This is a genomic window from Methylomonas sp. MED-D, from assembly GCF_050276835.1.
Lineage (GTDB): Bacteria > Pseudomonadota > Gammaproteobacteria > Methylococcales > Methylomonadaceae > Methylomonas > Methylomonas koyamae_A.
The window spans coordinates 3,433,527-3,447,808 of sequence record NZ_CP189965.1 but is presented as its reverse complement, the minus strand read 5'-3'; the positions used below and the strand labels follow the sequence as shown (position 1 = coordinate 3,447,808).

General features: G+C 53.9%; 18 protein-coding genes. 8 read left to right on the top strand and 10 right to left on the bottom strand.

Annotated elements, in window-relative coordinates; all coding sequences use genetic code 11:
- Nucleotides 1-20 precede the first annotated feature (20 nt).
- The 5 genes from tnpB to ACQE3E_RS15300 form a co-directional block, all read right to left on the bottom strand.
- The gene (gene tnpB, locus ACQE3E_RS15320) at nucleotides 21-371 is read right to left on the bottom strand and encodes an IS66 family insertion sequence element accessory protein TnpB (RefSeq protein ID WP_313727828.1); all 351 of its coding nucleotides are present in this window, start codon (nucleotides 369-371) and stop codon (nucleotides 21-23) included.
- Nucleotides 347-754, bottom strand: coding sequence for a transposase (locus ACQE3E_RS15315; RefSeq protein ID WP_231883784.1), 408 nt, complete (start codon nucleotides 752-754; stop codon nucleotides 347-349). Before ACQE3E_RS15315 ends, tnpB begins: the two co-directional genes overlap by 25 nt.
- A gap of 593 nt (nucleotides 755-1,347) precedes the next feature.
- Nucleotides 1,348-1,734 (bottom strand): DUF7674 family protein, encoded by a 387-nt coding sequence (locus ACQE3E_RS15310; RefSeq protein ID WP_313729810.1) that lies wholly within the window; start codon nucleotides 1,732-1,734, stop codon nucleotides 1,348-1,350.
- A 78-nt stretch (nucleotides 1,735-1,812) separates the two neighbouring features.
- The gene (locus ACQE3E_RS15305; protein ID WP_313729811.1) at nucleotides 1,813-2,244 is read right to left on the bottom strand and encodes a GNAT family N-acetyltransferase; all 432 of its coding nucleotides are present in this window, start codon (nucleotides 2,242-2,244) and stop codon (nucleotides 1,813-1,815) included.
- A 54-nt stretch (nucleotides 2,245-2,298) separates the two neighbouring features.
- Nucleotides 2,299-2,901: a hypothetical protein gene (locus tag ACQE3E_RS15300; protein WP_313729812.1), complete on the bottom strand. Its 603-nt coding sequence runs from the start codon at nucleotides 2,899-2,901 to the stop codon at nucleotides 2,299-2,301.
- Between the two features lie 109 nt (nucleotides 2,902-3,010).
- Here ACQE3E_RS15300 and ACQE3E_RS15295 point away from each other — a divergent pair, with 109 nt between their 5' ends.
- Both ACQE3E_RS15295 and ACQE3E_RS15290 read left to right on the top strand, forming a co-directional pair.
- Complete coding sequence (locus ACQE3E_RS15295; RefSeq protein WP_313728406.1) at nucleotides 3,011-3,493, top strand: helix-turn-helix domain-containing protein; 483 nt, start codon at nucleotides 3,011-3,013, stop codon at nucleotides 3,491-3,493.
- Complete coding sequence (locus tag ACQE3E_RS15290; protein WP_313728407.1) at nucleotides 3,412-4,008, top strand: IS630 family transposase; 597 nt, start codon at nucleotides 3,412-3,414, stop codon at nucleotides 4,006-4,008. Before ACQE3E_RS15295 ends, ACQE3E_RS15290 begins: the two co-directional genes overlap by 82 nt.
- Nucleotides 4,009-4,130: 122 nt before the next feature.
- On the opposite strand, the gene tnpA is transcribed toward ACQE3E_RS15290, so the two are convergent.
- Nucleotides 4,131-4,562 (bottom strand): IS200/IS605 family transposase, encoded by a 432-nt coding sequence (tnpA, locus tag ACQE3E_RS15285; RefSeq protein ID WP_313729813.1) that lies wholly within the window; start codon nucleotides 4,560-4,562, stop codon nucleotides 4,131-4,133.
- Between the two features lie 50 nt (nucleotides 4,563-4,612).
- On the opposite strand from tnpA, the gene ACQE3E_RS15280 reads away from it, so the two are divergent.
- Complete coding sequence (locus tag ACQE3E_RS15280; RefSeq protein WP_427500738.1) at nucleotides 4,613-5,128, top strand: phage integrase N-terminal SAM-like domain-containing protein; 516 nt, start codon at nucleotides 4,613-4,615, stop codon at nucleotides 5,126-5,128.
- 144 nt (nucleotides 5,129-5,272) lie between these two features.
- Here ACQE3E_RS15280 and ACQE3E_RS15275 read toward each other — a convergent pair whose 3' ends face one another.
- Both ACQE3E_RS15275 and ACQE3E_RS15270 read right to left on the bottom strand, forming a co-directional pair.
- The gene (locus ACQE3E_RS15275) at nucleotides 5,273-5,686 is read right to left on the bottom strand and encodes a helix-turn-helix domain-containing protein (RefSeq protein WP_313729814.1); all 414 of its coding nucleotides are present in this window, start codon (nucleotides 5,684-5,686) and stop codon (nucleotides 5,273-5,275) included.
- 2 nt (nucleotides 5,687-5,688) lie between these two features.
- Complete coding sequence (locus ACQE3E_RS15270; RefSeq protein WP_313729815.1) at nucleotides 5,689-6,021, bottom strand: type II toxin-antitoxin system HigB family toxin; 333 nt, start codon at nucleotides 6,019-6,021, stop codon at nucleotides 5,689-5,691.
- Nucleotides 6,022-6,588: 567 nt separating this feature from the next.
- Between ACQE3E_RS15270 and ACQE3E_RS15265 the strand changes: the two genes are divergently transcribed.
- Nucleotides 6,589-7,290, top strand: a complete 702-nt coding sequence (locus ACQE3E_RS15265; RefSeq protein WP_313729816.1) for a DUF1003 domain-containing protein — start codon at nucleotides 6,589-6,591, stop codon at nucleotides 7,288-7,290.
- A 269-nt stretch (nucleotides 7,291-7,559) separates the two neighbouring features.
- On the opposite strand, the gene ACQE3E_RS15260 is transcribed toward ACQE3E_RS15265, so the two are convergent.
- Nucleotides 7,560-8,237 carry a PEP_CTERM-anchored TLD domain-containing protein gene (locus tag ACQE3E_RS15260; RefSeq protein WP_197471746.1) on the bottom strand — a complete coding sequence of 226 codons (678 nt, stop codon included), beginning with the start codon at nucleotides 8,235-8,237 and terminating at the stop codon, nucleotides 7,560-7,562.
- Between the two features lie 410 nt (nucleotides 8,238-8,647).
- Complete coding sequence (locus ACQE3E_RS15255) at nucleotides 8,648-9,121, bottom strand: hypothetical protein (RefSeq protein ID WP_313729817.1); 474 nt, start codon at nucleotides 9,119-9,121, stop codon at nucleotides 8,648-8,650.
- Between the two features lie 239 nt (nucleotides 9,122-9,360).
- Between ACQE3E_RS15255 and ACQE3E_RS15250 the strand changes: the two genes are divergently transcribed.
- The 4 genes from ACQE3E_RS15250 (at nucleotide 9,361) to ACQE3E_RS15235 (ending at nucleotide 14,194) form a co-directional block, all read left to right on the top strand.
- Nucleotides 9,361-10,056, top strand: a complete 696-nt coding sequence (locus ACQE3E_RS15250; RefSeq protein ID WP_313729818.1) for a hypothetical protein — start codon at nucleotides 9,361-9,363, stop codon at nucleotides 10,054-10,056.
- 251 nt (nucleotides 10,057-10,307) lie between these two features.
- Nucleotides 10,308-11,012: a glycine-rich domain-containing protein gene (locus ACQE3E_RS15245; protein ID WP_313729819.1), complete on the top strand. Its 705-nt coding sequence runs from the start codon at nucleotides 10,308-10,310 to the stop codon at nucleotides 11,010-11,012.
- A 265-nt stretch (nucleotides 11,013-11,277) separates the two neighbouring features.
- On the top strand, nucleotides 11,278-12,177 hold the full coding sequence (locus ACQE3E_RS15240; protein WP_313729820.1) for a hypothetical protein: 900 nt from the start codon (nucleotides 11,278-11,280) through the stop codon (nucleotides 12,175-12,177).
- A gap of 763 nt (nucleotides 12,178-12,940) precedes the next feature.
- On the top strand, nucleotides 12,941-14,194 hold the full coding sequence (locus ACQE3E_RS15235; protein WP_427500737.1) for a glutamate-5-semialdehyde dehydrogenase: 1,254 nt from the start codon (nucleotides 12,941-12,943) through the stop codon (nucleotides 14,192-14,194).
- Nucleotides 14,195-14,282 lie beyond the last annotated feature (88 nt).

Here is a 14,282-nt window from a genome sequence, read left to right as displayed (position 1 = left end):
ACCGGCTTTACATCCGCGTTTCAGCCCACTTGGGTATAGGTTCGTGCCGGATGCGGCCGCATCGCGGCCAAGTCAATACCGGCTAACAACCAGTGGAGTTGCTCGACCGTCAACATCACAACTGCTGCCTCTTTCGGCCAGTGAAAACGGTCGGCTTCCAGCCGCTTGAGCATCAACCAAAAACCGGTGCGGTCCCACAACAGCAGTTTGATCCGATCCCGCCGGCGGTTGCTGAACACGTAGATGGCCGGCTCGAACGGATTCAAGCCTAATGCCTGCTCAACCAGCAGCGCTAAACCATTGATGGCCTTGCGGCCGTCGACCGGCTCGCGGTGCAGGTAGACCTTCAATCCTGCGTCGAAACGAAACATGGCAGCTCGGCCAACGCCTTCAAAATCACCGGCAGGTCGCTCAGTGCGACAGGCTGTAACGCGAGTTTAACGCCGTTGGGCAACTCCGCACTGAGCGCTGACTCAGCCGGTTTCTCTGCGCTCAGCGACTGAACGGGCACAAAAGCCGGCAACGTTAATGGACTGTTCGGATTCGGATGTCCTGTTTCTCGGTAATGCCCCATCCACTTGCGCAGCAGATTGGCATTGATACCGTATTGCAGAGCGATCTTGGCAACCGATGTGCCCGAATGCAAGCAAACTTTCACTAGCTCCCGCTTGGCTTCCGGATCATAAAGGCAACGGCCGTCTCGCCCGTGCCCCACGATTAATGGCCGCGATAATCGCGTGTTATGCTCCTTCATAGGTGTCCACCTGATTATAAGTGGACACTATCTTCGTTCCTTTCGAGCTGTTTATACAGATGCTGTTAAAGGACCGCTTACCATGAATCCCAGCAGTTTGATCACAATTTCAAAGCGGCTGTAGGGCGGATAAGCGTAGCGTCATCCGCCAAATCGGTTAAACTCTTTTCGCGTCAAACTACCGACGAAATCGCGTTTCTGGCGGCACCTATTTTTTCACCGTTAACCTGCTCGAACGGAAATCGACGCTGTTAATCGAGCATATTGCCGAGTGACGGGAAGTGGTGAGAATGAATGGCTCTGGAAAAGCCACCATTTCATATCGATGCCTGGGTGGTTTACCTGCTACGCGGCACATATGAATTACATCCGTTACAACCCAGTGAAGCATGGTTGGGCGATTACCGTTAAGGATTTACCCAAGGACATAAAGGCCATATTCAAGTGTTCATCGCTTGGTCAAAATGGGCATTTATCCGTTAAATTGAGCGGGGTTGGACTTGGTATTTTCGGGAGCGGATGAATCGGACAATTGACGGTTTTATCGGCGGATGACGCTTCGCTTATCCGCCCTACGGCCCTTGAGCGCAGGGTTAGGTGCGTTGTTGGGCATTAGCAAGCCTTTCAAAGTGAGCCTCAAGCTCAGCCATGGCGTGGTTAAGCATAGGTGGCAACATAGCACGGGCCTTCTTGAAATCAGAAGACGTTTCTCCCAAAAGAACGTTCTCAAGATAGGAAACGTAGACGGCATTACGCACTGCGTCGTTTGCACCAACGAAGATTTCGCCGATGAACTCAAACTGTTCCTTTACAGCCTCCCAGTTGTGCGCTGCTATCGCGGAGCGTGTGGCATCTGAGACAACTCCCATTTCGGGATGTAGCAAGCCACTCTCAATATCGCTGATGCTTGCAGCAATTTCTGGAAAGCGTTCAGTCAAAGCCTGTAGAAAGGCTTCGCGGTCAATTTCAGATAGCGTCATGGTGTTCGGCATAGCACCTAACGGGAAGGTCACCGGCGCTGCGCGGCGTTATCGCGCAGCGTCTGGTGAACCGCAGAGTTATGTTTCATTGACCAATCCCCTCTCAAGGGCAATGGCCTGATTCTCGAAGATGGTCATTGCTGTTGTCATTCGCTTGAAACCAAGACGGCGATAAAAAGACTCCTTGCCCGGAACAGAGTAAAGCAGGATTTTCTTGTGACCGGCCGACAATGCAATGAGCTTTGTGACGATTTCTTTCCCTAAGCCTATGCCTTGGTGTGTGGGGAGAACTGCGACGTCACAGATGTAAGAACAGTCCGCACCGTCAGCAAGTGCTCGACCAACACCAACCAAACGGCCAGAGTCGTAAACGAAGAACCGAAACATGCTGTTTGAGAATGCCTTCTCAAGATCAGCAGGGTTCTTCTCGCCCAGCGGTGCCGCCAGATAGAGGGCTGAAAGCTCTTGCCAATCGACGCCCTCGGGAGTTTCCTTCCATTCAAGCTGCAATCAAGCCTCCAGATGAAACATAACGTAAGCTAAGCCGACCGCTGGAGCGCCATGTTATGTGTGATTGTTAGCACTGTTAAACTTATCATGAATTTTACAAAGCTCATCAACTATGGGTTGAACTTCATATCGCTGACCCAGTGTTTCGAATATGCCAACATCAATATAGAATGCACGAAATAAATGCGTGGGCACACCATCATTATCAAAAACACCTCCAACATAAGCTGGTAAAACGTATCCAACTAACGGTTTCGACCACAAATAGTTATCCAGATTTTCATCGAAGTGCTCAAGCTGATTCCGAAGCTTTCTGTTTTTTAATGGGCTACCATCGTTTAAATCAAACTCAGCCATTAATGTTTCAGCTCGTTTCTGATGAAGACTATTTTTACCCGGTTTAGAAGGCCAGAAATACCGAGATAAAGCGGCAGCATGCGTCAAAATATTTTGGAGATGATCCAAAATAATCGTTTGCAGTTCTCTGGTCATTTCATATTGGCCTTTAGTTTCATTAGTCATTTTAATGAAGTCCGCCAGATAATCGATGGAGTTCATTGCAGCTTCACTGCTAAAACGGATCGATTCCATATAAAAGGCCAAATGAGGCGGTTGGATTCCGCCGTACTCTTCAATGAGCTGTTTCAGTTCAGACATGATTTACACATAACTATTGATTATCAGGCAAATCTGCCCATATAAGCGCTTAACAACAAATCACCATGCATTAAAATAGCGAGATTTCAGGTGTGGTGGTAGCGACAGAATGCGGGCAAGAGCAATAGAATTGAACGAAAGCGAACGAGAGCAGCTCCAGCAAATTATCAAAAAAGGGAGCGATTGGCGAGAACGGGAGCGGGCACAGACCATTTTGATGTTAGCCAATGGCCAGACAGTCATTGCGATTGCAGAACAGCAAGGCGTGAAACCGGAAGCTATACGGGAGCGGCGGCGGAAGTGGTGGAGAAATGGGCTGAACAGTTTACCGGATCAACCCCGCAGTGGTGCACCAAGTAAATTGACTGACGCGCATCGATGCCGGCTCAAAGAATGGATCGATGCGGAACCTTTAAACTGCCGGGCATTGGTCAGTCGTCTAACGACGGAATGCGACGTGACGATTAGCGCCAGCACCTTGCGGAACGAGTTAAAACGGATGGGCTATGTATGGAAGCGCACCCGTTACAGTTTAAAAAAAAGCGTGATCCCGAGCGCTTCGAGCGGGCCCAACACGACATTGCCGCACTGATTCAGCAAGCGCAAGCCGGCGAAATCGAATTGGCCTATGTGGATGAGGCCGGATTTGCACCACAACCACCGAATCGTTCGGCTTGGACCAAAAGCGGAGAAGTTCATGCCATTACCGCTAAACGCGCGCAGCGGATGAACGTCATTGGCGCTTTGCTTTCATCGGGTCGATTAATGCTGACTAAGCTGTGGCAAAGCGTCAATGGTCTGTGGTTTTTTGGCTTTCTGATGGCATTGGTCCAACGCGTCAGCAAGCCATTGGTGGTGATTTTAGATAATGCGTCCATTCATACGGCCAAAAAACTGAAGCCGTATTGGGATTTGCTGGAAGAGAAAGGTATTCGATTTTATTTCCTGCCGCCCTATAGCCCTGAGTTGAATCGGATTGAATTGCTGTGGCATAAAATGAAATATGAATGGCTGCCATTCAAAACATTTATGCCGGATGAGCTTGAGCAGGCTATTGACGAAATTGGCCGAGGGTTTGGCTCACAATACACGCTAACTTTTTGCTAAGAGCTTAAGCTGATAGTAAATATCCCCCGGCAAAGCCGGGGGCTTTATAAAGTGAACCGCTCAAAGCGGTAAATGGGGACGCTAACGCGGCCCCTTATCAATAGCCGCCAATAGGTGGCGACTCATTGCCAAAGGTTCATTTGTTCGACTCGCTGGTCTTCCTGTTCCTGATGCCGAATATATTCCCGTATCATCGTTTCGTCCCTGCCAACCGTCGAAACAAAATACCCTCGCGCCCAGAAATGTTGACCCACGAAGTTGCGTTTCTTCTCGCCATAGCCCCTCGCCAAATGTATCGCACGCTTACCTTTGATGTAGCCTACCACTTGCGACACCGCGTATTTCGGCGGTATCGATATGAGCATATGCACATGATCCGGCATCAAATGACCTTCCAATATTCGGCTTTCTCGCTGACTCGCTAAGCGCCGAAATACTTCGCCTAAATGCTTTCGCAACGCCTTATACAAGGTTCGACGGCGGCATTTCGGTATAAATACCACATGATATTTGCACTCCCATTTCGAGTGACTTAAGCTCTCATTCTCGTCCATCAGGTTCTCCTCTTGCGCTTGCTTGGCGGCTCACGCTCTGGAGTTTCCTGATGGACTCCTCTATATGTCAAACTTTTGCTGTCTCCCCGGCAGAGCCGGGGAATTTCTCATTTTTGGTTAACCGCCTTTTCAGGCATTTTTGCCTGCGTATCTGTAAAAGTGGGCATGTTTGCCTGGATAACTTGATATTGGCGGCCAATTCAGGCAATCTTGCCTGCGTATTAAATTCGCCGCTGACTTTATCAGGTAGGTGTTTTATGTCAAGCACCACATCGCCAAGCTTATTGGACGTTGTGCGTCGCGCGATGCGGTTGAAACATTATTCCTTGCATACCGAACGTTGTTACTGCGATTGGATCAAGCAGTTCGTCAAGTTTCACTGGATGACGGAACGGCGGGCGGTAGGGTGGGCACGGTTTTTGTGCCCACGCGAAGCTAATCGGTGGGCAATTTTGCCCACCCTACATCTGTTCGGCTTGGGGCGCCAGACCTCTCGCAAGAATCTGCTGGCGGATGGTCGCGGAAATCGTCCAATTCCTTGGACGCATCGGATAGCGCGGAGGTGACGCGGATGAACCGGGATGCCGGAAATAACCGCCGCGTAATTTTTGCCGATTTTTTCAAGCAGGATGCCCGAAAAAGTCCGGTAGGGTACGCACCGCGTACCTTTTGGCTGTCATTCCGCGTGTATCAACGAAGCCTGAATTCCGTTATAAAAACACATCAGCCCTAATATGAAAACGCTGTGCAAAGCGTTTCGCCAGATCTTTGCTAATCGACCTCTTTCCAGCCAATATGTCTGATATACGTCCTTGAGGAGCGCAATCGGATAAATCCTCTTGTTTTAATCCTTGCTGTTCCATCAAAAAACGTAGCACTTCCTTCGGCTCGGTTTCGGGTATAACAACATGCTCGTCTTCGTAAGCTTTAATCTGGTCAGATAGAAAATCTAATACATCAGCTAAGGGATGGCTTTCGTCATCGCCTACTTCGTCCAGCAAGACCTCAATAGTTGCACGGGCTTGTGCATAATCGTCATCGGTATGGACGCCGGTTACGCCAACCAGCTCTTTGAATGGCATCCAGGCTTTTAATATTGCTTTGGGTTCAGGAACAGTTCGCATAGTCAAGTCTTCCGTTTCCAGTGGTTACGATCATACTCGGCATGGGTTAGCACGTTGCGGATATACACTTTGCGCCGGTTATAGTGGATTGAGGCAATCAGGCGATATTTGTTGCCGCCGATGTCGAAAATAGTCAAGCCATCGACATAATCCGCACTGGCAAATACAGTTTTAAGATGATTGAAGTTGTTAAAGAGCTCGCTTTCCATCACTTGATACCATGCACGCAACGGCTTTTCAGAGGCGAGGTGTTTTGTCCAAAATTCGACTAGTACAGGCTTGGCTATAACATGCATGCCGCGAGCATATACCAAAATGGTATCTACTTCAAGCAAGTAGCCTCGATGGAATCGAGGATTCGAAGGCAAACACTCTTACAATTCGCCGATGTTAGTCTGATGACGGAGGGCCAACACCCTCGATTCCGCTAACGCTGCATCGAGGCTACGCAAGACCTGCCCCGATCAAACTGCCCCTCTAAAACCGAAATACCGGAAACGTTCGACAGCCTCAATATCCGCACAAGCTGGTATCTTCGTTTCGGTCGTGAGCCGGCGCGCTAAGCTTGGTTAGTTTGCGCTCCGTCAGGCCGAGGCCATCGGACTGAATTCGGTTGTCGGCATCCGCGAACCGGCCGGAACGTTTATGATTCCGTCAAGGTCGTTGATCCTAAAAAGAGCAGTTTGGCGATGAAAAATCCCGTTCGTCCTGAGCTTGTCGAAGGGCGCGCGGGATTTTTCATTCACCCGTTTGGTGAGTGTATTGCGAGCCGTCCATGCTTCGACGTTGCTCAGCACGAACGGCCCGCAATACACGCCAACTGCCCTTTTTAGGTTGATGCGAGATTGTGTTGGCGTTACCCCAATCTTCCTTCGCTCAACCATCCGCCCGAGGCAGCGTTTATGAGTAAGAAATCCGAATCCCACCCGTGCGTGGTCTGCGGCAAGAGTTTCCCGGCGCGCAATTTGGTTCCCGGTGCCGCCGTGCGCGACGTCATTTCGGCGGAAATCGCCCGCGAACACCCGGCCTGGTCGTCGGAGAGCTTCATTTGTATTCCCGATTTAACCCATTACCGAACGCAGTATGTGCATGCGCTGCTTGAGACCGAACGCGGCGAGTTGACCAGTCTGGAGCGCGAGGTGTTGAACAGCATTCGCGATCACGAACTGCTGGCCAAGAATGTCGATATCGAATTCGAACAGAATTGGACGTTCGGCGAGCGTTTGGCGGATCGCATCGCAACGTTTGGCGGCAGTTGGGCGTTTTTGATGTGCTTCGGTTTCTTCCTGGCGGTGTGGATCGCCATCAACACGGTGGTGCTGGTCGCCCATCCGATAGACCCTTATCCTTTCATCTTGCTGAATTTGGTGCTTTCCTGTCTGGCCGCGATCCAGGCGCCGATCATAATGATGAGCCAAAACCGCCAGGAGGCTAAAGACCGGCTGCGTTCGCAACACGATTACCAAGTCAATTTGAAAGCGGAGCTGGAAATCCGCCATCTTCACGATAAGTTGGATCATTTGTTGTCGCACCAATGGGAGAGACTGGCGCAAATCCAGGAAATCCAGCTCGATCTGTTAACCGAAGTCGGCAAGCGGCGGTGACCGGCGGCTTTCGGTTTGCATGGCGTAACGACCTAGAATCGGCGGTTAGGCGGCTGGTTGTCGACGGTTCCGGAGCCGTTTATTAGAAATAGGTTATGGCACTTCAAAGCTTGGTGTCGCTAGATTTTTAGCCATGCTTGGGCGGACTCAAGCTATTGGTCCAGATGTAAAATTTTCTGATATTTCAAACTGCACCGCTTCGGACGGCTATCGCCATCCGTCCGAATCGTCGGTCAGGAAAGTTCAGGACCCGCGCATGCCAAGCTTTGCTATCCGCGACGTTTCAAGCCCAGCAAACCCAAAATGGCTGAACCAAACAACCAGGCCGCGCCAGGTACAGGCACTTGGCTGATCGTAAACACTTCCATGGCACCATAGCTGACATTGACGCCGTTGTAGTGTGAACCGTCGATAATGGAGTTTCCGCTGGAAGTATTGGTGTAGGTCGCCAGGTATGAATAACCATTATTCAAACTGCTATCGACAAAGATATCGTAGCCGCTACCAAAACTTGGGCCATACGAGCTTTGGTTGAGTGTTATATAAGCACCAAATTGTAAAAAAAATTGACTATTGCTTAAATTGAAGAGGAATGAGCTTTGCTGAGTGGGGTTAGTGTGAGCGACAGAATTCCATGATTCGGGATTGTAGCCACCGATCACCGCGGTATTTCCATTGTCTTCCGCTGCTTGCATCACCACAAAGGTCCGGCCTTTATTGTCAACCGCATTGTGGAAATCAACGGAAGTGGCGCCGGGTGATTTAGTGAATATATTGGTCAACGCGATAGGGCCTTCGCCAAGCTGATTTTCCAGTTGACTCAAATAGGTTTCGGTCAACAGCGAACTGCCGCCGACAATGATAGCCGCCTGGGCTGGCATAACCGATGCCGCCAACAACACGCCTGACAGGCAGACTGTCGTCATCATGTGGTTTTGATGCTGCATAATCTTGAACTCCATGGTTAAAAATGGGAAACCCTGTTAGTGAGCAAACTCTGTGCCTTCGTAAAGTATGCTAAAAATCAATGAATTAAAAACGCCGTATCAAGCTTGCGTAAAATTTTTTGACAATTTTAAAACGCTATAAGTAGCCCATTTATCCAATAAGTCTTTAACGACGCTCCGAAAAAGCCTGGGTGGGCAAGGTTTTGTGCTCGCGCGAAATTGATCGGTGGGCAAATTTGTCCGCCTGTTTCCAAGTCCTTTAATGCTTGCCAATGGTCTTCAACATCGACCGCCCCGGCAATACAGTCAATCTTGACGCTGTTTAAAGCGGATATTTGCTTTGATCGCTTTGAGTTTGGGGGCAATCAACCGTTGCTCCGGAACGGAATGATCCGGGGAGATAGCGATTTTCATGGAAGGCGACCTTTCAGGAACATTTCATTTATAACAGACCGACCTACCAAATCCGGTAGCCGAAAAAACGGCGCAAGCGACCAGATAGCCTTGCCAGCAATTCTCAAAGCCTTGCGCTCGAAGTTCCGAATAATATACGCAAGGTTCCGAGCCTTGCCCGCAACGCTAAATGTCTTGCGCGCAATGCTCAGCGTGATAAACGCAAGGTTCCGAGCCTTGCCCGCAACGCTAAATGTCTTGCGCGCAATGCTCAGCGTGATAAACGCAAGGCGCCGAGCCTTGCTCGCAACGCCAAAAGCCTTACGCGCAAAGCTCCGAGCAATAAACGCAAGGCGCCGAGCCTTGCTCGCAACGCCAAAAGCCTTGCGCGCAAAGCTCCGAGCAATAAACGCAAGGCGCCGAGCCTTGCCCGCAACGCTAAAAGCCTTGCTCGTAAGCCAAAAAGCCTTGCGAGCCGGCCGTAATGCCAAACGCAGCGCGGAATTCGAACGGGCGGGCTAGTGGGGCCGGCGGCGAGCGGTTTGCGCCGGTTCGGTTCGCGGCTGGCCGGTGTCGACGGTATCACCGCCAACCGGCTGCCCTTGGCCGGTAAGCGCGGTTCACTGGCGCGGCACTTTAACTTAAATTTAATGGGGTATTCAGCTTGAGCTTATCGCCGTCGAATAGGATTTTGGCTTCCTAATCTTATTCGTTCAGGAGAACAAACCGTATGAACCCCGCCTTATCCGTCAGGCTATTCAGTTTTCTTACCGTGTTGGGCCTGTCGGCCAGCGCCGTTGCCGCGACCACCGTACAAATTGGTCCTAGCGGTAAAACCTTCGCGTCGGCGGCCGTCGCTTGCGCGATCAATCCGGCGACCGGCACCCAAGCCGCTACGATCCAAGCGGGACTGTTCAATCCCAGCGCCAAAACCACGGCCACGGTTCGCCTCAATGGCGGCACGGTTGCTAAAGTGACCGCAGCCCAGCCCGCCGTGCCGGTTTGGCTGGCGGACGGCAATAACAGCGTGGTGGTGGCTCTGTCCAAACGGGTTGCCGACACCTATACGTTCACGGTCCAAGCGGATTTCTGCAGCCTGCCGGATACCTCGGGCAATACCTTCAGCAGCGACGGTACCTTAGAGTACGCGGCCAGCGGCAAATCCTACGCGCTGGTCAGCCCCGGTTGCGCCTTCAATCCGGCCACCGGCAATGCCCAACCCTTTGTTAACCTGTTCGATAACGGCACTTATCTATTGAACGTGTCGATCAATGGCACGCCGTTAACCCAATTGAACGGCACCACCCGTAAAGCCGTGCCGGTGTTTTTGGGCGCGGGCCCGAACGTGATCTCGGCCGCGAACGGCACCCTGTCCACCGACTACTACATCCGCGATGGCGGCGACGGTACCTGCACTCTGCCGTAAGCCGCCGCTCGTATCGATTTGCAAACCTCGTTATCCACTTTGCCGCCCGGGATGGGCGGCTTTTTTTTGCTCGAAATCCGGCCACCTTGTCTTCCGCGCGCTTGGAGTTAGTCAAAGCCTATCGGCCATGCGGGACTGCTTGCGACGAAAGCCATTAGGCTAAGCAACGGCGTAGCGTCCCCCGTTTTAGTCAACGCCCGCGAAACCCGGATACCCCAGCAAACGACAGGCGTATGGCCTAAACTTGGCGCATGAATCTACCCGTATTGTTTTTCATCGCCGGTCTGCTGGTATTGCTGATAGCGTTTTGGCGGCGTTTACGGCGTTCCGCCCGTGCCGACTATATTCGTACTTACCGTTTTCCGCCGGCGCTTTACGACAAGCTTCGCAAGCGCCGGCCGGAATTGGCATTAAAGGATTGCCAGTTGGTGGGGCGGGCCTTGCGGCAGTTTTTCCTGGCTTATTTGCTGGGCGGTCGCCGTTACGTGTCCATGCCCTCGCAAGTGGTCGACGATCTCTGGCACGAATTGATTTTATATACCCGCCATTACGACAGTTTCTGCAAAAAAGCCTTTGGCGGCTTTCTGCACCATACGCCGGCGGTGGTGCTGAGCCGGGATAAACAAAACAACAGCGGTTTGCGCCGAATTTGGTGGCTGACTTGCCGCGACGAGAATATCGATCCGCGCAATCCCAGTCGTTTGCCGTTACTGTTTGCTATCGATAAAAAACTTCAGATTACCGACGGCTTTGTCTATGTGCCGGATTGTCGCGGCGTGCGGCGCGAAGACGATACCGGCGGAGGGACGGCCTACTGCGGCGGGGATTTCTCCAGCAACGATTTCGACGGCTCGACCGACGGCTTCGGCGACGGGTCCTGGAGCGGCGACAGTGGCGATGGCGGTAATGGTGACGGCGGCGATGGCGGTTGTGGTGGCGGCTGCGGCGGCGATTGACTTGGCGATGGCCGACGGCGGCCAGCGCTCGGCGAGTTGTCGCCCCGCTTTTTCAACGGAGGAAGGCACTTGAGATTGAAACCATTCGCGGTGCCCATGCCAAATAGCGTCGTTCCTTAGGTATCTGACCGAGACTTTGGAGGTCGATCATGCCGAACTTTTCCGGCTTGTCTCGCATCGATGGACAGCATCGGGCCGCCAACGCGCGTAATGCGCGGCGTTGCGGCCTTCTTCAGGCGTTCGCTTGCCAGGACGGTGGTTCGCGATGACAATTCCCGCCGAGATGACCTCTTTACTACCCCAACAAATCGCGCCGGTCGATCCCCGTCAACGCGCATTGACCGAGACCTATCTGGCCAGCCGGATCGATGCGCTGGCGCGTTATTTTTTAGGGTTGCGGGCCGAGGTCGATGCCCAATTGGCGCTTAGTTTGCCCGATGCAGCCGGCAAGGCCTACCCCTACGGGCGCTGCGAGGAAATTACCCGCGAGGTGTATGCGCTGTTGGCGACGCGGCTGCGATTGGCCGAGACCCCTGTCGAACGCTGGCTACACGAATTCATTGCTCACGGCGGCTTCGTACGCTCGGTATGGGGCGTGTTGCGCGAGCAATATTTCCAAAATGCGTTGCAAGTGGGCGGATTGTATGTGGATGTCGCCAACGATACCGTCGATGTCGCCAAACCGCCGGTGGAAATCCTGCCGCTGGAAAGCAGCGGCTTGCTGGCGGTGCGCGATCTCGCCCATTTTCGCCGTACCGCCGAAGCGTATTGGGGCGCGACGGTTTACGCCAATCACGTACTGCCGTCGTTGGCGCCCTTGTTGCCGATGGTGTCGGTCAGTCCCGGCCGGCTGCGGCCCGGATTGCAATCGGCCTGCGATTACATGATCGCGCTGATGTGCCGCGATGGCTTCGAGCAAGCCGAAGCCTGGCTGCGCGACGGCCCGCCGCCGCCGGCCGAATTGGCGGCGGAACTGCTGAACCAGACGCCGGCCGATTTGCGGCCGTGGACCGAGCGGGGGGGCGATGAGGCCGTTGCCGCCTGCCGGCGCGCCCGACTTGGTGCTTGCGCCGCCGACGACCGCTGGCGGCAAGCGCGGGTGTTGGATTACTTGCGTTCGTTGCAAAGCCCGCCGGCCGCGAATCCGGCACCGTCGGCCGGCTGATACGCGGGATTTGTAAGCGCGGACAGGGGCAGGGCGGCGATAGCGCGCCAGTTCGCTGAATTCCCGTGAATTTAGGGCTTATCGAGTGGCCTTTAACGGTTTTATTGTCCCGCCCCCCTCGGCTCCGCTCGGGGCAAGCCTCGATTGCCTTCAGTGCAGGCCTCGGCTCCGCTCTGGGCCAGTCTGGTTTCGTTCGGGGGGGGGGGCTCGGCTTCGCTCTGGGCCAGTCTGGCTTCGTGCGGGGGTGAGCCTCGGCTTCGCTCGGGGCTAGTCTGGCTTCGTGCGGGGGTGGCCTCGGCTTCGCTTGGGGCTAGTCTGGCTTCGTGCGGGGCAACTTCGGCTTTATTCGGGTCGGCCTGGCTTGGTTTTGCGGCGGGCCGACAGGCTTGGCGAACCAGTTTTACTATGAAAGTCAGCGAATGCAGTCACCCAATTCGGTGTCAGAGTACTGTCAATCGCGGCTAAAGCCGCTCCCACGCCAGGACTTTCAAATGCCGGTGCGACGCAGCAGTTTCATGAGCGTTAGGGGGCCTGAACTCGGCGGCCTTGTTTCCGCTAGGGGGCCTGGCATGCTTGGCGAATCATCCGCGCGGTCCCTGAGCAGAGCCGCGGCTTGCCCCGAGCTGAGCCGAAGCGGTCTCTGAGCGGAGTCGAGGGCGGTCCCTGAGCGGAGCCGAAGGGCCGCTAAGCCTTTCGGCGCCATCCTGTAGGATAATGGCGTTTTTTCCATTCCCGTCGTTTTATCCAAACCGTATTGCTGACTATGAACTGTGATTCCGTGTTAACCATCGCTCAACAAAGCCGCGAGGCGGCTCGTCAATTGGCCTCGGTGTCGGCGGCCGCCCGCAATCGCGCCTTGGCGAACATGGCCGAAGCGCTGGAGGCGGTTAAGCAATCCGTGCTGGAGGTCAACGCGCTGGAAATCGCCAAGGCGCGCGATGCGGGCCAGTCGGACGCGATGGTCAAGCGGCTGACGATAGACGACAAGACCTTCAATTACATGTTGTCGCGTCTGACGAAAGTCGCGCAACTGCCGGACCCGCTGAATCGGGTGCTGACCGGCCATACCAACCCGGCCGGCTTGCGGGTGTATAAAAAATCGGTGCCGCTGGGGGTGATCGGCATTATTTACGAGTCGCGTCCCAACGTCACCACCGATGCTGCCGGCGTCTGCATTAAAAGCGGCAACGCGGTGATTTTGCGCGGCGGATCGGAAGCGCTGCAAACCAACGCCATTTTGACCGATGCAATGGTCGCCGGCGCGGTCGCGGCCGGCTTGCCGCAACACGCGATTCAGATCATTCGTACGCCCGGCCACGAAGCGGTCGGCGAGTTGTTGAAAATGGACGGTTATATCGACGTGCTGATACCGCGCGGCGGGAAGGGCTTGATTCAGCGTATCGCCGAAGGCACCCGAATTCCGGTCATCAAGCATTACGACGGGATTTGCCATTTGTATTTGGCCGGCGACGCCGAGCCCGACAAGGCGGTGGCCTTGGCGGTCAACTCCAAATGTCAAAGCGTGCAGGTTTGCAATGCGCTGGAAACCTTGCTGGTCGATAGCCAATGCGCCGAACAATTACTGCCGTTGTTGAACGAAGCATTTACCGCGAATCATATCGAACTGCGCGGTTGCGAGCGTACCCAAACGTTGTTGCCCGGTATCGCCGCCGCCGGCGAAGAGGATTGGTCCACCGAATATCTGGCGCCGATTTTGTCGGTGAAAGTCGTGGCCGGCATCCTGGCCGCGATCGATCATATCAACCGTTACGGTTCCGGCCACACCGACGGTATCGTTACCCAAAGTCTGAGTCTGGCCCGGCAATTCGAGGAACAGGTGGATTCGGCATCGGTGATGATCAATGCCTCGACCCGGTTATCGGGCGGCGGCGATTACGGCTTGGGTTCGGTCGTCGGTATCAGTACCGATAAACTCCACGTGCGCGGTCCGGTCGGTCCCGACGAACTGACGACCTATAAGTGGGTGGCGGTGGGGGACGGGCATTTGCGGGCTTAGCGTTTGGCGACAGGCTCGTCGGGGTAGGATCCGCAACGATCGATCGCGACCCAGCGCGCGCCGGATTGCCTCCAACGAGGAAGGTCAT

Bases quoted from the DNA above. Each gene is read 5' to 3' on its own strand.
- ACQE3E_RS15250 (WP_313729818.1), top strand. From the start codon at position 9,361: ATGAACCCCGCCTTATCCGTCAGGCTATTCAGTTTTCTTACCGTGTTG.
- ACQE3E_RS15245 (WP_313729819.1), top strand. From the start codon at position 10,308: ATGAATCTACCCGTATTGTTTTTCATCGCCGGTCTGCTGGTATTGCTG.
- ACQE3E_RS15300 (WP_313729812.1), bottom strand. From the start codon at position 2,901: ATGTCTGAACTGAAACAGCTCATTGAAGAGTACGGCGGAATCCAACCG.
- tnpA (WP_313729813.1), bottom strand. From the start codon at position 4,562: ATGGACGAGAATGAGAGCTTAAGTCACTCGAAATGGGAGTGCAAATAT.
- ACQE3E_RS15295 (WP_313728406.1), top strand. From the start codon at position 3,011: ATGCGGGCAAGAGCAATAGAATTGAACGAAAGCGAACGAGAGCAGCTC.
- ACQE3E_RS15310 (WP_313729810.1), bottom strand. From the start codon at position 1,734: ATGACGCTATCTGAAATTGACCGCGAAGCCTTTCTACAGGCTTTGACT.
- ACQE3E_RS15275 (WP_313729814.1), bottom strand. From the start codon at position 5,686: ATGCGAACTGTTCCTGAACCCAAAGCAATATTAAAAGCCTGGATGCCA.
- ACQE3E_RS15315 (WP_231883784.1), bottom strand. From the start codon at position 754: ATGAAGGAGCATAACACGCGATTATCGCGGCCATTAATCGTGGGGCAC.
- ACQE3E_RS15260 (WP_197471746.1), bottom strand. From the start codon at position 8,237: ATGCAGCATCAAAACCACATGATGACGACAGTCTGCCTGTCAGGCGTG.
- ACQE3E_RS15235 (WP_427500737.1), top strand. From the start codon at position 12,941: ATGAACTGTGATTCCGTGTTAACCATCGCTCAACAAAGCCGCGAGGCG.
- ACQE3E_RS15240 (WP_313729820.1), top strand. From the start codon at position 11,278: ATGACAATTCCCGCCGAGATGACCTCTTTACTACCCCAACAAATCGCG.
- tnpB (WP_313727828.1), bottom strand. From the start codon at position 371: ATGTTTCGTTTCGACGCAGGATTGAAGGTCTACCTGCACCGCGAGCCG.
- ACQE3E_RS15265 (WP_313729816.1), top strand. From the start codon at position 6,589: ATGAGTAAGAAATCCGAATCCCACCCGTGCGTGGTCTGCGGCAAGAGT.
- ACQE3E_RS15290 (WP_313728407.1), top strand. From the start codon at position 3,412: ATGGAAGCGCACCCGTTACAGTTTAAAAAAAAGCGTGATCCCGAGCGC.
- ACQE3E_RS15280 (WP_427500738.1), top strand. From the start codon at position 4,613: ATGGACTCCTCTATATGTCAAACTTTTGCTGTCTCCCCGGCAGAGCCG.